Raw genomic sequence first — 16,745 nt, forward strand, 5'->3', positions numbered from 1 at the left:
TACCTAAGCCGTCTATAATGTTAATCTTGCGTCGTTATCAACATAGAGAATTAATCCATGAGCAAACTAACAGCTGATACTCAAGCAAATCTAGAACTTTTCGTTTCTGAAACACAAGAAACTAAACTGGTATGGGGCCTTCGCAATGAAGAAGGTTGGCTAGCATGTGACTCAAGTGAATTCGAAAGCAGCGAAGTGATGCCTTTTTGGTCTTCAAAAGAAGATGCTCAGACTCACAACGTTGAAGAGTGGGCTGACTTCGAAGTATTAGAAATTCCACTAGATATCTTTGTAGAAGATTGGTTACTGACTCTAGCTGAAGACGGCGTTCTTGTTGGTATTAACTGGAATGCAACATTAGAAGGCAAAGAACTTGAGCCTTCTGACCTAGCGAAATTATACATCTAATTTCCGATATCGGTCGTGCGAACAGTACGACCGATACACCTCAGATAAATATCAACAAATTAGAGACTTACCTCGCATAACCTCCTGCCAATACCATTCAAAATTTGAAGCAAGATCAAACTAATAATAGAATATCGTTCTTTATCTGATAGATAATTTCTTGTGACTCACTCTGTTTTTATTACCCTTCTACTGTTCATTAGCTTTTATTCTCATGGCCAAGTATCAACACAAGATCGTCACCTGGACTCCCCTTTCAACTCATCCAATTTGGATTCAAACACGACTCCAAATGCTGATTGGAATGCACTCTATCTCTCGACTCTAACTCATTCCCCATCGCGTGCATTAAACATGCTGCAAACCCGTTACACTGGCTCAACTGTCTATGGGGATAAGCTTTACCTTTCATCTCTGTTATATCAATACATGAGCCACCGAGATCAACCGTTCTATGGAATCGCTTCAAACGACAGTGAGTACCAAGCGATTGAAGAAGCGTTTATTTCTGCATTGATGAAAGACGGCCAAGGCCAATATGAAGAAGCGCAACAAGGCTTTTTGACCCTATTGGCGAAAATGCAATCACGTAGTGATTTGACTGGAAGAGCCCTGCTAAAATACCAGCTATGCCGATCGCTTAACGAGCAAGCTAAATATCATCAAGCGAACTATTACTGTTCTGCGCTTCAATCAGATTTACATAACATCGCTGACCCTGTGTTACCAAAGTTTGGTACTTATCGAGTCATCGCTAACAATCACCATTTCCGCAGTGACTATCAAGCCGCGCTAGATACCTACCTATCACTGATAAACGTGTTCCCACAAGGACATGACATTTCGGGGATCTATAATGATGTGGGTAACTTGCTTAAAGAGTTAAAGCAATATGAAAAATCGGCAGAGTACCTCAAAGAAGCACTCACATTAAGAGAAAGTGCTTCTGATTTGATGAAAGCACAAGTGCATCATAGCCTTGCAGATCTCTACCTTAACCAAGAGCAAAGTGACTTAGCAATTAACCACTTTCAAACAGCAAGAACACTGCTGAGCTCATCTTCACATAGCTACGGTATCGCACTAACAAGTCTTGGCTTAGGAAAAGCTTACACTCAAATTAGGGACTATGATTTGGCAAGAGGTTACTTAGTCAACTCTCTGTCAGCTTCGAATGAATTGAGTAACGACGTCATTCGTATTAACGCTTACTTGGCGATAAGCGATATGTTCGAAGAGCAAAAGCTGACAACCGAGGCGCTCAATTATGCTCAGCAAGCTCTAGAAGTATCCGAGCAAGTCACAAGACACAAGTACATCGCTCAGTCACTCCTGCAGCTTTCCGAGCTTCATCAAGCGCTCAGCAATTACCAACAAGCTTTCTATTTCTACCAGCGATACTCGTCTATACAAATTGAAACACGCGATATCGATAACAGGTTGGCTTTTGAAGCACTAGACCTGACCCACGCTAAATATGAGCAAGAATTGGAAAGCTCTTTCCTGATAAATCAGACAAAGCTCGACCGCGTTCAAATTGAAAAAATGGAGCATCAAAGATGGATGTACAACGTCATTGTTATTCTGTTGCTGTGCGCCGCAAGCTTTACGGTATTAGCAAACAAAACGATTCGCGCAAAAGCTTCCATCGATGCTATGACGAAAGCGTATGGCCGGACCGAGATCATACGAAGAATCAAAAGAGTCAGACGCTGTAAAGGAACGGACAAGCAACATGTCCTCGTTCTGCTCGATCTGGATAGATTCAAGAAGATCAATGATGAACATGGACACCCTACCGGTGATAGAGCGCTCGTCCATATTAGTCAGCAAATACGAAAACACTTAATGAATGACGAATTGTTTGGTCGCTTAGGAGGCGAAGAATTTCTCATCATGCTAACCAAGACCAAGTCTGTAGACGTGCGAGAGCGCGTCGAAGAGCTACATTACGCAATATCAAGCACAGTCTTCTTATCAGAAAGCAAAAAGCCACTTAATGTAACCGCGAGTTTTGCTTATCTAGCAACCTCAAACGCATTAAGTGACTTTGATGACTTGTACTCAGTGCTTGACCAAGCACTGTATCAAGCAAAGAGCAACGGCCGAAACTGCATCATTGATGCTTACAACGAACCAATTGATTGACCTGAGGTTATTTATTCTCAGTCTGTTTGCGAACCAACTCAGCCATAATACCTTCACGATCACCTAGGTAATCGTTAAGGCCAACTTTACGCAGTTCACACGCTGGGCAATCGCCACAACCATCACCGATGATGCCATTGTAACAAGTCAGTGTTTTATTGCGAACAAGCTCAAGTGCTGAGTACTGGTCGGCCAACGCCCATGTTTCAGCTTTGTTGAGCCACATTAACGGTGTTTTAATATCAAGCGGCTTGTCCATACCTTGTACAAGCGCAGAGTTCATCGCTTTCACAAAGTCATTACGACAATCAGGGTAGCCTGAGAAATCAGTTTCACACACGCCCGTGATTACGGTATTTGCACCGATTTGGTAAGCGTAAATACCCGCCAAAGTTAAGAACAGAATATTACGACCAGGAACAAAAGAGTTTGGTAATCCATTCTCTTGTAGCTCATGAGAAACAGGGATATCGTCACGAGTCAGAGAGCTGATAGCCAGTTCATTCAACAGAGTCACATCCATCACTTTGTGCGCTTTCACACCAAGCTCTTTCGACAACGACTCCGCAACTTCAATCTCGAGTCTATGGCGCTGACCATAGTCAAACGTAATCGCATGAACTTCATCATACTCTTTTAAAGCTTGAACAAGACACGTTGTTGAGTCTTGACCACCACTGAATACTACGACTGCTTTTTTCATCTTAAATCCTTACGAGAATCTTCTACTAGCGACTTATCTAGGCCAGTAAACAAATGCAACCTATGCGATGCTCAAATATTTGTGAGTTTGAATAGATAAACGCCAGTTACGTTCAATACAAGTATCAATACACAGTTGCGTTGCACGTTCTTTTTGGCTAATCGGCTGAAGTGCAATGACTGTATTTTCAGGAACATCGGCTCTAGCAATAAGAGCATCTAGTTGCTCGATATCTTTACCGGTACCAACAGGGTGCTTGATTTCATTCGCACGAACGAGTGCGCTATCAAGGATATCCAATTTGGCTTTCATTGCGACTTTTGGTGACACCGTAACCCAAGTCTCCGGTGTGGCTTTTACTTCGGAGGTTCCGCTGGTCTCAATCTGACAGCGACAACCGTGCTGCTCAAATGCTTCAGTAAGAGGGACAAGATCATAAATGCACGGCTCACCACCAGTAATCACAATGTGCTTCGCGGTGTAACCTTGCTTGATATATTCATTCACGATTCCTTGCGCATCAATTGCAGACCAAGTCGGTGAATCCTCTGTCTTAACCATAATATCACCAAGGCTCGTTTCATCTTCCGGCAACGCTTCCCAAGTCTGTTTGGTATCACACCAAGAACAGCCTACAGGGCAAATTTGCAGTCGAACAAAAACAGCAGGAACGCCGGTAAATACGCCCTCGCCCTGGATGGTTTCAAACATTTCATTAATCTTGTACAACTTACCCTCAGCTCAATCATTTGATGAAATTAATCAACCGCAGACCTTAAAGCACTTGCCCCTTTTGGTCAAACAAATGAGTACTGATAAATGAGTTGATCAAAGCCCTAGCCTGAACTTTCAAGTTCCCTTATCCTTTCGCCCATTAGATTTCGTTAGCTTTTAATTTTTTAGTAAGGAACAACATGTACAAACTGATTGCTCTTGATATGGATGGCACACTGCTCAACAGTGATAAAGTAATTTCTCAAGAGAACAAAGACGCGATTGCCAAAGCACGTGCTTCAGGAGTGAAAGTGGTTCTGGCTTCTGGTCGTCCTTTAGAAGGTATGCAGAGTAAGTTAGACGAGCTTTCAATCAACGACGAAGATGACTTTGTGCTCTTCTACAACGGCTCTATGGTTCAAAACGTCGCTACAAAAGAACTCATTCATAGTGAAATCAGCAATGGTAAAGCCGCGAAAGAGATCGCAGCCCTCGCTGTAAAGCTTGGTGGTTATGTTCATGCATTCAGCAAGATTCATGGCTTAATCACGCCTGAAAACAATGAGTACACAGCTATTGAAGCGCGTATTAATGGCTTAGAGATTACCGAGTTCGACTTTTCTCAACTAGAAGACGACCACGAAATCATCAAAACTATGATTGTCGCAGAACCAAGCAAGCTGACTGAAATCACCGGCAAGTTGCCACAAGAGCTTAAGGCTCAATTTACTATCGTGCAAAGTGCACCATTCTTCTTAGAGTTCCTAAACCCGAATTCAAACAAGGGTGTCGGTATTGAGGCGATAGCTAAGCACTTGGGTATTACAGCAGAAGAAGTAATCTGCATGGGTGACGCTGAAAACGATCATCATATGCTTGAATACGCTGGCCTTGGCATTGCAATGGAAAACGCAATGGAAGAAACCAAGAAACTGGCGGATCACATCACAGCGAGCAACGACGACCATGGTGTAGCGGTCGCGATTGAGAAGTTTATCTTCAACTCATAAACGCTCAGCAGCTATAGTGAGAATTACTTTTTGCTTGTTGCACAAATGACAAAGGCTGTGCACTGCACAGCCTTTTTTGATTTTATATTAGTCGGTTCGCCTACTCTCTTTTCCATGGCAGACGAAACGCCACTACACCAAATAGAATCAAGATTGGGAAACGTAAGGTCTCAACGATAAATGAAGCGATGCCACTGAATGAGACGAAACTTCCAGCCCAGCTAATCAGTAGATTCCCCGCTAACAACATAGCCATCACTCCAAATACAATCTTGAATGAGAACTGGCCGACCAAAGGCTTTGAATCCGTTAACGTTACTAAGCATACAATCGTCATCAAAATTGCTACCCAGAAAGAGAATGTTGGCAGTGGCCATATCACCGTGAGAACAATCGACAGTACGCACAATGCCCACCAGACACCTTTAGAGCTTAATAAGGCACTAATATCAACATCAGGTTTCGCATCTAATCTCACGATGTGCCAAGTCGTTAACGCGCCCAATACGCCTCCCATTAAGACATCACTAAAGAACGCACTGCCTGAATAAGACGTAAATAGCATAATCCACAGTAGGCCCGCGAGCACTATCAAAATCGATTTTTGATCCAAGAGGCGCTTTAGTTTCCAAAAAACTAACAAGGTTAAACTCACCCACAAGCCAGCCAATAAACTTGGAAAGCTATACCCACTGCTCATCACTAGCTTCAACGTTGGCAAGTAAGCATGCGGACGTGGAAAACCAAACCCTTGGTGGGCGATTAAAGTGAGCAATGTCACCGAGATCAAAGTGAAGCCAAACTTCAACGCGAAGTTACGGCCAAAATGCCAAGCAATTAGCGGCAATATCACGATGAAAATCCATGGCTTCGCTAACGAGTCAGTTAAAAGCACAGTATTCGCAAACACGCTTGGCATCTTATCGAACGCGTTTTGAAGCGACACAATCCAATTTAATTCAACTTGATGGACTTTCGGTGCCGCGCCCACCAGCTCAGTCACATACGTCACAGGTTGATCTGTCGCGGATAGAAAGAATTCGTTAATCTCAGACCATTGCTCTGGGTAACGGTATTGATTGGCTTGCAACTCCGTAGGTGGCAATAACATCGCGCGACTGACTTCCACACCATAATGAGGAGCAAACCAGATTGGTAGCTCAAAGCCAACTAACTCATTTCGAGCTTTGTAACTGATCACTTCAGAGTCAGAGACACAATCATACACAACGGCACTGTCGGTATATCCCAACACATCACCGACCGTCACGGACAAGCCCGCCTCTTCCCAAGTTTCTCGTTGCGCCGCGACCGCTGGCGGCTCACCAGAAACCACAGTGCCTCCCGGTAGAGACAATTGCCCCGTGATCAATTCATCAACCAATACGATTTGGTTATCAGCACGTACTACACACAAAGCGCCCGCGATATGATCGGGCAAAGTGTTGCTCGCCCAAGCGGAAGTAGTACTCAAAAGAGGCAATATGAAAACTAATAAATATCGAATAACCAACGAATTTACCTAAAATAAGAGAAAAAGTTAAAGACTGCTCTAGTGTAATCAAACATGCACAAAATCGCTGTCTATGTTTTGTGCAAAGCCTTCCTCATCCATTGAATGTGAGGTGTGAACCCCATTTTTTGATAGAAGTCCTTGGCAGGCGAATTAAAGTCCCAAACCTCTACAAAGACTTGTTCAACCCCATAATCATCAAAAGTCGCTTCAACTTTGCTAAACAACTTTTCAGCAATCGATTCTTTTCGATAATCAGGCAAGACAAACAGTTCATCGACACTCCCCATCGGCACCGGTTTACTCACCGTTGAGATAAGCTCACAAAAATGTCCGGAGATAAAGCCAACAATGAGCTCACCTTTTAATGCCACATAAACCAAGCATTCAGGATCATCCAAGTAACGTGCAATGCTTTTTTCCTGCTCAATCTCTTCTGCCGTTTTAAAGTGCTCTGGGCTAGCAAGGTGGTGATGATGGTGGAGATCGAACATTAACTCATTAAGTTGTTCCAAATCCGTATGCTTTGCAGCCCTTAAGGTGACATTCATGACTATTGCGCTTCTCAAACCAAATTAGTATCTAAATTGAGTCTAGTTTACCTGCAGTCAGTATCTATACAAGTGATTGAATTAATTCATTGTTTGAACAGCGCATTTTAGATACAAAAATGGCCACATTATTGTGACCATTTGTTTGATTTAACTTATTTTAAAGTTACTAGACGAGAATAATAGCTAGCGGTTACGCTCCGTCGTTGTCTTTCTCAGTTTTCAGTTCAGCAAGCTGTTGTTCCAACTCAATCAGCTTAATCTCTGCTTCTACCTCAGCAACTCGCTTTTCAGCATCGGTGCGATTATCTTGTGCTAAACCGTCAGCAGTCACTTGAGTTCTTTGAGCATTTCTTGCGTCATCGGTATCTTTCATCGAACCAGCGACTCCACCTGTTACACCTCCTAGTGCAGCACCCTTAACCGCTAAGCTCGCGTCTCCAGTCAGCGCTCCAGCCGTCGCTCCTAGTAGAGCACCACCAATAGCACCACGATTACGCGCTGCGTTTTCATTTTCGTTATCAGTGGCAGGAGATGCACAGCCAGAAAGAGTCACAATCAGTGTCGCTAAAAGGAAAGGTTTAGTGAATGTCATAGGAGTCTCGCTTTGGTTTCGTTTGGAATGAAGCTATCTTAAACAGAACGCTTAGTGAGATAAATAAAGGCCAGTTTAGGCGATACATAATGATTGACTATGTATTAATCAATCAACACATCATTATTTAGAAATATAGGATTTATCATTTTTCAGTAGATACAAAAAGACGACCGATAAGGCCGCCTCAATAACTCTAGTAATCTAATAATCTAATAATCTAATAATCTAATAATCTAATAATCTGTTTTAGCCTTTCGACCAAAAGTTCTGCATATCCGCTGCACTAGGAGGCGGCCTTACACCACAATCTCGATAATGATTTTTATCACCAATTCCAAGTATTTTCCCATTCTCCTCATCGATCATAGCGGCAACTTTAACATCGTCGCCAACGTGTCGAGTCAACACTACGATCTCTCCTGCTCTTTCAGACCTTACCGCGCCCAAAATTTGATATTCGTAGTGACCTTTTCTTGAATTGACGATCATTTTTGAATTTATCGGATCAAAATCATGCCCATCTTTAATATCAAACACTGCTTGATACAAATCGACGCCCGTCTTAGACACGCACTTGAATACTTTTGGGTGGCTCAGGGGTTCTAGCAGCACTCGGCTAACCTCATCCTTTGAAGTAGCAGCATCAACTGCACCACTAGCAAGTAAAGCGATAAGCAAAAAATAGGTTCGCATAGAGTGACCTCAATATGTGGGAATAATAATGAGGTCATAATAAGCAAACTGTCTGGTAAGATGAATAAAGTAAAGTTTAGGTAAAACATCACTAATGGTTATGTTTCAGCAAGCCAACTCATATCCCAGATTCAACCTAATTCTACTTAGCGCCAATGACATTATTTATGCCGATACTATCTACCCAACTTCTCGGCAATCTCAGTTAAGCTTGTCGGGTCATCAATCGTCGAAGGCACCACATACTGCTCACCTTCTGCAATTTGACGAATGGTTCTGCGTAAGATCTTACCTGAACGAGTCTTCGGTAACCTCTCAACAACTAAAGCTTGTTTGAAACAGGCGACAGCGCCGATTTCATTACGAACCTTACCAACTAATTCAGCTTGTAACTCCATATCATCAACTTTCACGCCATCTTTTAGCACAACTAAACCAAGCGGTAGTTGCCCTTTCAAGTCATCATGAATACCGACAACGGCACATTCAGCAATCGCGGGGTGACCACCCACGATTTCTTCCATTTCTCCAGTCGACAGACGGTGTCCCGCTACGTTTATCACATCGTCGATACGGCCCATGATAAATAGATACCCATCTTCATCAAGATAGCCACCATCCCCAGAAACATAATAGCCCGGGAACTGACTCAAATAGCCGGATTCAAATCTATCATGATTGCGCCATACCGTGGGTAAGCAACCAGGCGGCAATGGTCGTTTAAGTGCCACAAACCCTTGTTGATTCGTTTGTGCGATTTCACCCAATTCATTGAGGATCTCCACTTGGTAACCGGGTACTGGCTTGGTTGAAGAACCCGCTTTTACAGGCAAAGATTCAAGCCCTGTTGGATTGGCAGAAATAGCCCAACCCGTTTCGGTTTGCCACCAGTGGTCGATAACCGGTTTATTGGTATGAGACTCGACCCAATCCAATGTTGGCGGGTCCAAACGCTCTCCCGCCATAAAAATCGACTTGAGCGATGATAAGTCATACTTGGTGAGCAACTTACCTTCAGGATCTTCTTTCTTGATTGCTCTAAACGCTGTTGGGGCAGAAAACAGCACATCAACATTGTATTCTTCACAAACACGCCAGAATGCGCCTGGATCGGGTGTTCTTACCGGCTTGCCTTCAAACAGAATAGAGGTGCAACCGTGAATCAGTGGCGCATACACAATATAGGAATGGCCTACAACCCAACCCACGTCAGAAGCTGCCCAAAACACGCCACCTTGCGGCATATCGTAGATAGTGCTCATCGAGTATTTCATCGCGACCGCGTGACCACCATTATCACGCACCACGCCTTTTGGCTTACCCGTCGTCCCTGATGTATACAATATGTATAGTGGATCAGTAGCTAGAACAGGCACACACACATGAGGTAATGCATCGCTAACCGCTTGTTGCCAAAGTACATCACGTTCATTGTTCAATTCGGCTAGAGACTGCTCTCTTTGGAATACCACGACTTTTTCTGGTTTCCAACGGCTGTCCATGATCGCTCTGTCAACCATTGGCTTATATGGTAGAACCTTGTTTATCTCGACTCCACAAGACGCTGTAATCAACACCTTCGGCTCGGCATCTTCAATTCGAACGGCAAGCTCATGAGGAGCAAACCCACCAAACACCACCGAATGCACCGCGCCTAGTCGTGCACAGGCCAACATTGCCATCGCCGCTTCAGGAATCATTGGCATGTAGATCACCACACGATCGCCTTTGGTAACGCCTTGCGTGGCTAACATACCAGCGACTTTAGCCACTTGGTCACGCAGTTGTTTGTAAGTGTACGAGGATTGAGTTCCTGTAACTGGAGAGTCGTAAATCAGCGCGGTATTGTCACCTCGCCCATTTTCACAATGATAATCAAGCGCCAGCCAGCACGTGTTCATCACCCCATCAGGAAACCAGCGCTCAATACCGTTATCGTCAGTTTGTAATATCGTTTTTGGTGGTTCAAACCAATCTATCGCTTGTGATTGTGTTTCCCAAAACGAATTAGGGTCTTCCCTAGCCCATTGGTACTCGGTGATATAGTCTGTTTTTCTGTTCATTTGATTCGTAGCAGACATAGTGCCTCCTCCATGCTTTATCCATTTGTCCAAGCGACTAGCTTTTAGCAGTGTCACTTGGGTGCACTCTTTTCTCAGCGTTGTGTTCGTGAATATTTAACCGTTCACGACAATCGCTTTACTTAGGAAAAGGCACACGGATGGCACCTTCCATGATCACTCGGGCACTACGACTCATAATCGCCCTCTCAATTTTCCAACCGCTTTCCGTCTGAATAGCTTTAGCACCCACTTTTAAGGTCCCTGATGGATGACCAAAGGTCACAAAATCTCGGGTCCCCTCACCGGCTGCCAAGTTCACTAACGTACCTGGCACACTTGCCGCCGAAGCAATGGCGACTGCAGCTGTACCCATCATGGCGTGATGAAGTTGTCCCATAGACAAAGCTCGCACCAGAAGGTCGGTATCGTCAGCTAATACCGATTTACCACTTGAAGCTTGATACGCTTGAGGCTTAGCAACAAACGCGACTTTAGGTGTATGTTGGCGTAATTCAGCTTGTTCTAAAGAATCAATCAGCCCCATCGCAACCGCACCATGCGCTCGGATAGATTCAAACAGCGCCAAAGCTTTGGCATCGCTATTGATATCCGATTGAAGCTCTGTGCCTTGATAACCCGCCGATTCAGCATCAACAAAAATAGTCGGTATTCCTGCATTGATGTATGTCGCTTTGATGCAGCCCAATTCGGGAACATCTAAAAAATCGACAACATTCCCTGTTGGAAACATTGAACCATTGCCATCGGCAGGATCTAAGAAATCGACTCGTATTTCTGCCGCAGGAAAAGTCACGCCATCAAGCTCAAAGTCACCTAACTCTTGGACTTCACCATTGGTGATAGGCACATGAATAATAATGGTTTTCTGGATGTTAACTTGCCATACTCGCACCTCGACAACACCGTTTTCTGGAATACGATTCGAATCGACTAAGGCACTATGAATAGCAAATGGGCCTACTGCAGCAGACAGATTGCCGCAGTTACCACTCCAGTCCACAAACGGCTTATCAATGGCAACTTGGCCGAATAGGTAGTCAACATCGTGATCGGCTTTACTGCTTTTCGAAACAATCACGGTTTTACTGGTACTCGATGTTGCACCACCCATACCATCGGTTTGTTTACCATAAGGGTCTGGACTGCCAATCACTCGTAAGAGTAATTCATCTCTCGCTTCACCCGCCATTTTCGCCGCTTCAGGTAAGTCTCTTAGATTGAAGAAAACCCCTTTGCTCGTGCCTCCTCGCATATAAGTTGCAGGCACTTTGATCTGTTTGTTTGTCATATCAAGCTCCTACTGCGCAAGTAAAGTCTTTGGCAAAACGCTGCAACACACCACCAGCGCTATACACATTCACTTCATCTGCGGTATCTAATCGACAGGTTACTGGCACATCAAGCTTTTCACCGCTTTTACGAGTGATCACTAAAGCCAAGTCTGAACCTGCTTCAATGTCACCGTACACGTCGTAAAGTTCGGTACCGTCGAGTTGTAAGGTATTCCGATTCGTTCCCGCTTTAAACTGCAAAGGCAGCACGCCCATGCCAACCAAGTTGGTTCTGTGAATTCGTTCAAACCCTTCTGCCACAATCACTTCAACACCCGCTAAACGCACACCTTTGGCTGCCCAATCACGTGATGAACCTTGTCCATAATCGGCACCAGCAACCACTATCAAGGGTTGTTTACGGTTCATGTAAGTTTCTATCGCTTCCCACATTCGCGTAACTTGACCTTCGGGTTCAACCCTTGCTAATGAACCTTGCACGACTTCTCCAGCGTCCCTCACCATTTCGTTAAACAGCTTAGGGTTGGCGAATGTTGCTCGTTGCGCGGTTAAGTGATCACCTCGATGGGTCGCGTAAGAGTTAAAGTCCTCTTCCGGCACTTCCATTTTGGTGAGGTATTCCCCCGCTGCGCTCGAAGCGAGAATCGCATTTGAAGGGGATAAGTGATCCGTAGTAATGTTGTCGCCCAGAATCGCTAAAGGTCTCATACCAGATAGGTTTCGTTCTCCCGCAAGAGCTCCTTCCCAATAAGGTGGTCTGCGAATATAGGTACTTTGAGGTCGCCAGTCATAAAGCGGTTCAGTCGTTACCTGTTCTTCGTCTGGCTGGAACATTTTCACGTAGATTTGTTGGAATTGCTGAGGCTTAACATGCTCACCGACAACCGCATCAATTTCTGCATCACTTGGCCACAAATCACTTAGATAGATTGGTTTACCATTGTTGTCTGTACCTAGGCTGTCTTTTTCGATATCAAAGCGAATCGTACCCGCTAAAGCGTAAGCAACCACCAATGGCGGTGACGCTAAAAACGCTTGTTTAGCATAAGGATGAATTCGACCATCGAAATTTCGATTCCCAGATAACACAGCGGTTGAGTACAGGTCGCGGTCGATGATCTCTTGTTGGATTTTAGGATCCAACGCCCCACTCATTCCGTTACAGGTAGTGCACGCATAACCCACGATACCGAAGCCTAATTGTTCAAGTTCAGGAAGCAAACCTGACGATTCGAGATATAACTTGGCGACTTTTGAGCCTGGGGCGAATGACGTTTTCACCCAAGGCTTACGAACTAATCCAAGCTGATTGGCTTTCTTAGCCACCAATGCTGCGGCGACTACGTTTCTTGGATTACTGGTGTTTGTACAAGAAGTGATTGCAGCAATAATCACAGCACCATCGGGCATTTGTTCATCGCTATATTTCGCCGAATGTTGTTCTTTCCACGATGATTGGCTAATGCCTTGTTTGGCAAGTTCACTGGTTGGTAAACGACGATGTGGATTGGATGGCCCTGCAAGGTTGCGCTCAACTTTAGACAAATCAAACTCAAGCACACGTTCGTATTGAGCGGAATCTAAATCATCGGCCCATAAGCCAGTTTGCTTAGCGTATAGCTCAACTAACTCAACCTGTTCAGGCTCGCGTCCTGTCAGCTTTAGGTATTGTATGGTCTGTTCATCGATATAGAACATACCTGCTGTCGCGCCGTATTCTGGTGTCATATTCGATATAGTGGCGCGGTCGCCAATAGTCAGTGCACGAGCACCTTCACCAAAGAACTCTAAGTAACTAGAAACCACTTTTTCATTTCGAAGGAACTCAGTAATCGCAAGCACAATATCCGTTGCGGTTATCCCTTCTTGTCGTTGACCCGTCAGTTTAACGCCCACGATGTCTGGCAAACGCATCATAGACGGACGACCGAGCATCACAGTCTCAGCTTCCAAACCACCTACACCTATTGCAATAACACCCAGAGCATCAACATGAGGAGTATGACTATCGGTACCAACACAGGTATCTGGGAACGCGATGCCTTCTTTAGATTGAATCACTGGAGACATTTTCTCCAAGTTAATCTGGTGCATAATTCCATTACCCGCAGGAATCACACTCACGTTTTTAAACGCGGTTTTACACCATTCAATAAAATGAAAACGGTCTTCGTTTCTGCGTTCTTCAATCGCACGGTTTTTATCAAAGGCTTCACTATCAAAGCCTGCATGTTCCACGGCTAAAGAGTGATCAACAATCAGTTGGGTTTCGACAACGGGGTTGACCTTGGCAGGGTCTCCGCCTTGGTCGGCAATCGCGTCTCTTAATCCAGCCAAATCTACTAGGGCTGTTTGACCAAGAATGTCATGACACACCACACGCGCAGGATACCAAGGGAAATCAAGGTCACTCTTGCGTTCAATGATCTGTTTTAAGCTGTTTTCAAGGGTTTCAGGATCACAGCGTCTTACTAATTGCTCTGCCAATACTCTCGACGTATAAGGCAAGGTTCTATAACTGCCCGGAGATATCGCTTCTACCGCTTCACAGGCATCGAAATACTCTAAATGCGTACCGGGTAAAAGTTTTCGGTACTGGTTTTTATCAAGGTACTGAGCTTGTTCAAGTTTTACATCAGACATACATCCACCATTATCTGTTAGATTCTATTCGTTGGTTCTTGAGGCCTTGTCGTATGAAGACGGAAGCCACCTCAAGACATAAGTCGGCTCGTTATAGAGGGCTAACGTAGATGAATAGGTAACCAGTCTTGATGCTCTGGCCCGGTGTAGTCTGCACTTGGACGAATGATGCGATTGTTTTCTCTTTGTTCGAACACATGCGCCGTCCAACCTGTAAGGCGGCTCATCACAAAGATCGGAGTAAACAATTTGGTTGGGATGTCCATGAAGTGATATGCCGATGCATGGAAGAAGTCAGCATTACAGAACAAGCCTTTCTCGCGCTTCATAACCGCTTCAACACGTTCTGAAACGGTGTAAAGCTGTTTATCACCGACCTCTTGAGCTAGCTCTTTTGACCAACGCTTGATTAGAGCATTTCGTGGGTCGCTTTCACGATAAATGGCATGACCGAAACCCATGATTTTGTCTTTGTTAGCAAGCATCTGCATTATGTTAGTTTCTGCTTCATCGGCGGTTTGCCAATCTTGGATCATTTCCATCGCCGCTTCATTCGCGCCACCATGCAGCGGGCCTCTTAGTGTGCCAATTGCTGCTGTAACGCACGAATGAATATCTGACAGTGTTGAGGCACAGACACGGGCAGCAAAAGTAGATGCGTTGAACTCATGCTCTGCGTAAAGCGTTAGCGAACAGTGCATTACCTTCTTATGCAGTTCACTCGGCGCTTTATCTGTTAGCATTTTCAAGAAGTAGCCACCCAGACATGCTTCGCTTTGATCTTCAGTATCAATGCGCACGCCATCGTGGCTAAAGCGGTACCAATAACAAATAATCGCAGGGAAAAGCGCAAGCATTCGTTCGGTCGCGAACAGTTGCTCAGAGAAGTCAGATTCTTGCTCTAGATTACCTAACATTGAACAACCCGTTCTCATTACATCCATTGGATGAGCGTCTGCAGGAATAAGCTCTAGTGCTGCTTTCAAAGGTTGAGGTAAGCCGCGTAGACCAACCAACAATGTTTTGTAATCATCGAGCTCTTTTTCAGTGGGTAAGTGACCCCTTAGTAGCAGATGCGCCACTTCTTCGAACTGAGCATGATTAGCAAGGTCGGTAATATCGTAACCACGATAAGTTAAACCCGTTCCTGACTGGCCTACGGTACATAGCGCGGTGGTTCCCGCACTTTGGCCACGTAGACCAGCACCACCGATTGCAGGTGCGCTGGCTATTTTTTCGCTTTGTTGTTGGTTTTCTGTTGAAGCCTTTTCGACAGCTGCTTTATCACTCAAAGATACAGACATGGTGAACTCCTTTTCTGTGTTAGCCGCCTGCACTCTTTGGTGCTGCCTGTTTATATGCCCGATGATCTTTATTATCGGTACTGGATATGGCGACTAACCATTTCACATTATTGGATTAAGTTGATTTTTGATTAATTGAAACTGGTTTACCCTTCGCTTGAAAACAACTGATCAAGCTTGTTTTCGTAGTCGTGGTAATTCAGGTGTTCGTAAAGCTCTTTACGGGTTTGCATTGAATCCAACATAGCTTCTTGATTGCCTTCAACTAACAAGTGCTTGTAAACATTCTCCGCCGCTTTGTTCATCGCACGGAACGCACTCAATGGATAAAGCACCATGTCGACACTTGATTGGGCCAACTCGTTACAGTTGTAGAGTGGCGTTTGGCCAAACTCAGTGATGTTTGCAAGAATAGGTACGTGCTTACCCGTTGCTGATTTCAACGCCGCCGAGAACTTCACGTATTGGTCTAGCTGATTCATCGCCTCAGGGAAAATCATGTCAGCGCCCGCTTCAACACACGCAATCGCTCGTTCAATCGCACTATCAATGCCTTCAACCGCCAATGCATCCGTACGCGCCATAATCACAAAGCTCTCATCGGTTCTAGCATCGGTTGCCGCTTTGACTCTATCGACCATCTCTTGCTGGCTCACAATCGCTTTATTTGGTCGATGACCACAGCGTTTCTGGGCCACTTGATCTTCCATATGAATTGCAGCTGCGCCTGCCTTCTCCATCGCTCGAATGGTACGTGCAATATTAAATGCGCCACCAAAACCCGTATCGATATCCACCAGCAAAGGCAGATCACACGCATTGGTAATACGTTCAACATCCACCAACACATCGTTCAATGTCGTAATACCTAAATCAGGCAAACCATAAGACGCATTGGCGATACCTCCACCCGACAAATAGATCGCCTGATGCCCCAAGTTCTTTGCCATCATCGCGCAATACGGATTCACCGTACCGACGATCTGCAATGGGTCGTTGTCTTGCACAGCTTGTCGGAACTTTGCTCCTGCTGATAACTTCATAATGACGCTCCCTGTTAATTGTTTATTTCTAGCTAACCTTT

14 protein-coding genes are annotated in these 16,745 nt (G+C 44.8%); 3 read left to right on the forward strand and 11 right to left on the reverse strand.

What is annotated here, in order from left to right; all coding sequences use genetic code 11:
* Positions 1-57 precede the first annotated feature (57 nt).
* Together AC3CIA_RS08685 and AC3CIA_RS08690 are read left to right on the forward strand one after the other, a co-directional pair.
* Positions 58-408 (forward strand): DUF2750 domain-containing protein, encoded by a 351-nt coding sequence (locus tag AC3CIA_RS08685; protein ID WP_004733613.1) that lies wholly within the window; start codon positions 58-60, stop codon positions 406-408.
* 162 nt (positions 409-570) lie between these two features.
* Complete coding sequence (locus AC3CIA_RS08690; protein WP_488517970.1) at positions 571-2,556, forward strand: diguanylate cyclase; 1,986 nt, start codon at positions 571-573, stop codon at positions 2,554-2,556.
* Positions 2,557-2,563: 7 nt separating this feature from the next.
* On the opposite strand, the gene queC is transcribed toward AC3CIA_RS08690, so the two are convergent.
* Both queC and queE read right to left on the reverse strand, forming a co-directional pair.
* On the reverse strand, positions 2,564-3,259 hold the full coding sequence (queC, locus tag AC3CIA_RS08695; protein WP_017082670.1) for a 7-cyano-7-deazaguanine synthase QueC: 696 nt from the start codon (positions 3,257-3,259) through the stop codon (positions 2,564-2,566).
* Between the two features lie 60 nt (positions 3,260-3,319).
* Positions 3,320-3,988: a 7-carboxy-7-deazaguanine synthase QueE gene (queE, locus tag AC3CIA_RS08700; protein WP_338121295.1), complete on the reverse strand. Its 669-nt coding sequence runs from the start codon at positions 3,986-3,988 to the stop codon at positions 3,320-3,322.
* A 185-nt stretch (positions 3,989-4,173) separates the two neighbouring features.
* On the opposite strand from queE, the gene AC3CIA_RS08705 reads away from it, so the two are divergent.
* The gene (locus AC3CIA_RS08705; protein ID WP_488517971.1) at positions 4,174-4,983 is read left to right on the forward strand and encodes a Cof-type HAD-IIB family hydrolase; all 810 of its coding nucleotides are present in this window, start codon (positions 4,174-4,176) and stop codon (positions 4,981-4,983) included.
* 100 nt (positions 4,984-5,083) lie between these two features.
* Here AC3CIA_RS08705 and AC3CIA_RS08710 read toward each other — a convergent pair whose 3' ends face one another.
* From AC3CIA_RS08710 to prpB, 9 genes are all read right to left on the reverse strand, one after another.
* Positions 5,084-6,496 carry a bifunctional NUDIX hydrolase/phosphatase PAP2 family protein gene (locus AC3CIA_RS08710; protein ID WP_488517972.1) on the reverse strand — a complete coding sequence of 471 codons (1,413 nt, stop codon included), beginning with the start codon at positions 6,494-6,496 and terminating at the stop codon, positions 5,084-5,086.
* Positions 6,497-6,567: 71 nt separating this feature from the next.
* Positions 6,568-7,047, reverse strand: a complete 480-nt coding sequence (locus AC3CIA_RS08715; RefSeq protein WP_017100229.1) for a GNAT family N-acetyltransferase — start codon at positions 7,045-7,047, stop codon at positions 6,568-6,570.
* A gap of 193 nt (positions 7,048-7,240) precedes the next feature.
* Positions 7,241-7,642, reverse strand: coding sequence for a YMGG-like glycine zipper-containing protein (locus AC3CIA_RS08720; protein ID WP_017076343.1), 402 nt, complete (start codon positions 7,640-7,642; stop codon positions 7,241-7,243).
* A 249-nt stretch (positions 7,643-7,891) separates the two neighbouring features.
* Positions 7,892-8,338 carry a hypothetical protein gene (locus tag AC3CIA_RS08725; RefSeq protein WP_135456343.1) on the reverse strand — a complete coding sequence of 149 codons (447 nt, stop codon included), beginning with the start codon at positions 8,336-8,338 and terminating at the stop codon, positions 7,892-7,894.
* 176 nt (positions 8,339-8,514) lie between these two features.
* Positions 8,515-10,419, reverse strand: coding sequence for a propionyl-CoA synthetase (locus AC3CIA_RS08730; protein ID WP_488517973.1), 1,905 nt, complete (start codon positions 10,417-10,419; stop codon positions 8,515-8,517).
* A gap of 118 nt (positions 10,420-10,537) precedes the next feature.
* On the reverse strand, positions 10,538-11,710 hold the full coding sequence (prpF, locus tag AC3CIA_RS08735; RefSeq protein WP_488517974.1) for a 2-methylaconitate cis-trans isomerase PrpF: 1,173 nt from the start codon (positions 11,708-11,710) through the stop codon (positions 10,538-10,540).
* Position 11,711: 1 nt separating this feature from the next.
* The gene (gene acnD / locus AC3CIA_RS08740; protein ID WP_488517975.1) at positions 11,712-14,357 is read right to left on the reverse strand and encodes a Fe/S-dependent 2-methylisocitrate dehydratase AcnD; all 2,646 of its coding nucleotides are present in this window, start codon (positions 14,355-14,357) and stop codon (positions 11,712-11,714) included.
* A 101-nt stretch (positions 14,358-14,458) separates the two neighbouring features.
* Complete coding sequence (gene prpC / locus AC3CIA_RS08745; RefSeq protein WP_488517976.1) at positions 14,459-15,661, reverse strand: bifunctional 2-methylcitrate synthase/citrate synthase; 1,203 nt, start codon at positions 15,659-15,661, stop codon at positions 14,459-14,461.
* Positions 15,662-15,807: 146 nt separating this feature from the next.
* Positions 15,808-16,704, reverse strand: a complete 897-nt coding sequence (gene prpB, locus AC3CIA_RS08750; RefSeq protein WP_488517977.1) for a methylisocitrate lyase — start codon at positions 16,702-16,704, stop codon at positions 15,808-15,810.
* Positions 16,705-16,745 lie beyond the last annotated feature (41 nt).

The organism is Vibrio sp. QJM3NY_27 (genome assembly GCF_057785955.1).